Source organism: Candidatus Electronema sp. TJ, from assembly GCF_048287355.1.
In the GTDB taxonomy this organism is placed as follows: domain Bacteria; phylum Desulfobacterota; class Desulfobulbia; order Desulfobulbales; family Desulfobulbaceae; genus Electronema.
This window is the reverse complement of the sequence record NZ_JBLWEP010000191.1, coordinates 1-2567: the sequence shown is the minus strand read 5'-3', so window position 1 is coordinate 2567 and position 2567 is coordinate 1. Positions and strand designations below refer to the sequence as shown.

Here is a 2567-nt window from a genome sequence, read left to right as displayed (position 1 = left end):
GCCATCGCGCCCGCTTGCCTTGTGCATACAGAGTTGTCCCCTTGGGCTGCCGTCCAGTGTTGCCGCTGGCGTGAAAGTGAGCGGGGGGCTTTATCTACGCATCAAGGTTTCTTGCCTTAGAGGCAGCGCAAGCTCTCCCCAGCTCGTATGATGGCAGCTAATCACCACATCTCGAAAGATACAAGGGGCAGTGCCTGCCCTCCTCATTCCAAGGCGAACACAGGGGTTCGCCCCTACGAGATGGACAAGCTGGCACTGGGCAAAGGAATCATTTTATGATGCTCCAGCTCTATGCAAGAGGTCTGTTCATTTCAGGGGGACAGTTTGATCGATTCCCAGTCCGCTGCCTTCCAACTGTGCCGCCTCTCGGAAGCAGGCCCTGATCGAGCCGCCAGCCGACGCGTTGAGCCGTCCATAGGGCAGCCGCACAGTCAGGCTGCTGTCGGAGACCGCAAGCGTGTCCTCGGCCAACGGCTCCAGCGACTGCTTCTGCTGGCCGTCAAGCCGGTAGAGGCTCGCGTAGGGTTTGTCTTTGGCCAGCAAAATTTCCAGATGCAAATCGTAGCCCGCCCGTCCTTCTTCGCCGGAGAGTGCTCCGCCGGTGGCCGGATTCAAATCAGTGTCGAAGTAAAAATTCACCAGCGGGTCAAAATCATCCTTCTGCGCTGCAAAATATTCGGCCAGCGGCTTGGCCAGCTCCACCGCAAGGACAAGTGCGCCCTGTTTGCCCTCCGATGAAACCTGCCTGATGTCCAGCAGGGGATTGCGCACATCGCCGACCGGGTCGCGCCAGATGATAAAGCCGTCCACTGAAGATACTGTCTGCACCGTCGGAGCGGTGTTGGAGGCGGATTCGCGGCGGGGCGGCAGCGGCAGGCTGATCCCCTGTTGTTCGGCGGTCTGTCTGATCTGCTCAAGCAGCTGCGTCCGAATCCGCTCCATGCTGTCCGGCAGCTTCGGCCCAAAGGCGACAAACAGGCCGATCAGCCACAGCAGCGGCAAAATAATGCCAACAAGGGCCATCGGCATCCACAGGCAGCGGCAGGTGCTGTCTGTGTCAATCTTGCCCGCAGCCTGCTTCAGGTCGCGGTATACTGTCACCATGAAGACGATCGAAAACATCATGATGAAAGGATGAAGCACCCTCAGCACGATCTGCTGGCCAGGAAACTGGACAACAAGCGGCAGCAAAGATAGCGGTATGATCAATCCTGCAACAGCCAAGGTCATCAGCAGCATTTTGAAAAAAGTATCCCACCAATGTCCGCGCACATAAAGACGGCTGGCCATGAGCGCGTCAATCCCGCGCCGATCCTCATCAATCATGACATAAATCCAGAATGACATGGAAACAGACAAAATCAGAGCAGGCAGAATGAGAAACAGGCTGGCGGTCAATAAAATGCCGAGATATAGGCTGCTGATCCAAAGCATCGGGAAAATATATTTCCAGCCAGTGCAAAGCGATTCAATAATGCCGTGCTGCTCATCTACAGCGGCGACAAATACCGAAGTCTGCGCCCAGCAGAACAGCAGAACAGCAATCAGAACCAAAAAAATGCCGCCGCCGAGCAGCTGCAGGGCGAAGGAATGCGCCAGTGCCTGCGACGGATCCGCAAGTATGCTCTGGATGTCGCTGTTGAAAAACTGCTGGAGCTTTGGTCCGTCCAGACCCAAGGCGAAAAAAACTCCTATGCCAAGACCAGCCAGCGTCAAGAGGGTAAACAGCTGGCCGAGCAGCGTGACCGCCAGCATCGGCAGAACTCGTTTCGCATACAGGCGGAACGCGGCGGCAAATATCTCGCCAATACTGCTGACCTCTCCTTTATTCGCCGTCGGCTGTGGTTTAGCGGCAGGCTTTTTCAGCGGCTGGGTGTTAGGGAGCGGAACTTTCGGAGGTGAGGGGCGTTTCATCATCGCAGGGGTTCAGCCGTTTGAGCTGCCTCGGTTTAGCTCCAGCAGGGAGCGGGCTTTATTTTCGGCAATGCCGGTCAGCAGAAGAGTTTTAGCGCGGCTGGCTTGGCCGCTCCTGATGACAACGGCGGATTTGGGCAGATGCAGCAGGGCGGCAATAAAATCAACTGCTGCCTTGTTCGCTTTGCCATCCACCGGCGGAGCAGCCAAACGCAGCTTCAGCGCATCGCCGTGCAGTCCTGCCAGCTCGGTGCGGGCTGCGCCGGGCTGAACATGCAGGGTGAGCAGCAGGCTGCCGTCAGCGCGGGTGCGCAGGCAGGACAGGACGTTTGAAGTCGGAACGTTCATGCCTCAATTGAAGCATATTTTCATGACTGAAGATAGACCAAGATGCTTTTTTACTTGCATGCCTGTCTCTGCGTCGAATAGCTGCGCCAAGCATGTGTTTAAAAATCTTTCGCCCTTGCTGCCTTGCGCAAGCCCCTGCTGCTTGCGCAAGAGGTCTGATGCAACCCGGCGGCAAGGAGAATGCTTCCGGCCCACTGCCGCTGTTCCTCGTCACGGTTTTGGTTTGGGAAAACGCATGTTCATCCCTCCTTGCGCCGCTGTGTGTTTCGCATCTGAACTGCCCGCCCGCATCTGCTGCGATGCCG

2 protein-coding genes are annotated in these 2567 nt (G+C 57.0%); both read right to left on the bottom strand.

The annotated features are described in order from the left end of the window. Positions 1–306: 306 nt before the first annotated feature. Positions 307–1917, bottom strand: coding sequence for a hypothetical protein (locus tag ACNKID_RS11050; protein WP_417913485.1), 1611 nt, complete (start codon positions 1915–1917; stop codon positions 307–309). A 9-nt stretch (positions 1918–1926) separates the two neighbouring features. Continuing rightward, positions 1927–2262, bottom strand: a complete 336-nt coding sequence (locus ACNKID_RS11045) for a DUF167 domain-containing protein (RefSeq protein WP_417913484.1) — start codon at positions 2260–2262, stop codon at positions 1927–1929. Between the last annotated feature and the right edge of the window lie 305 nt (positions 2263–2567).

Coding starts and splice junctions, on each gene's coding strand:
- ACNKID_RS11050 (WP_417913485.1), bottom strand. CDS start 1,917: ATGATGAAACGCCCCTCACCTCCGAAAGTTCCGCTCCCTAACACCCAG.
- ACNKID_RS11045 (WP_417913484.1), bottom strand. CDS start 2,262: ATGAACGTTCCGACTTCAAACGTCCTGTCCTGCCTGCGCACCCGCGCT.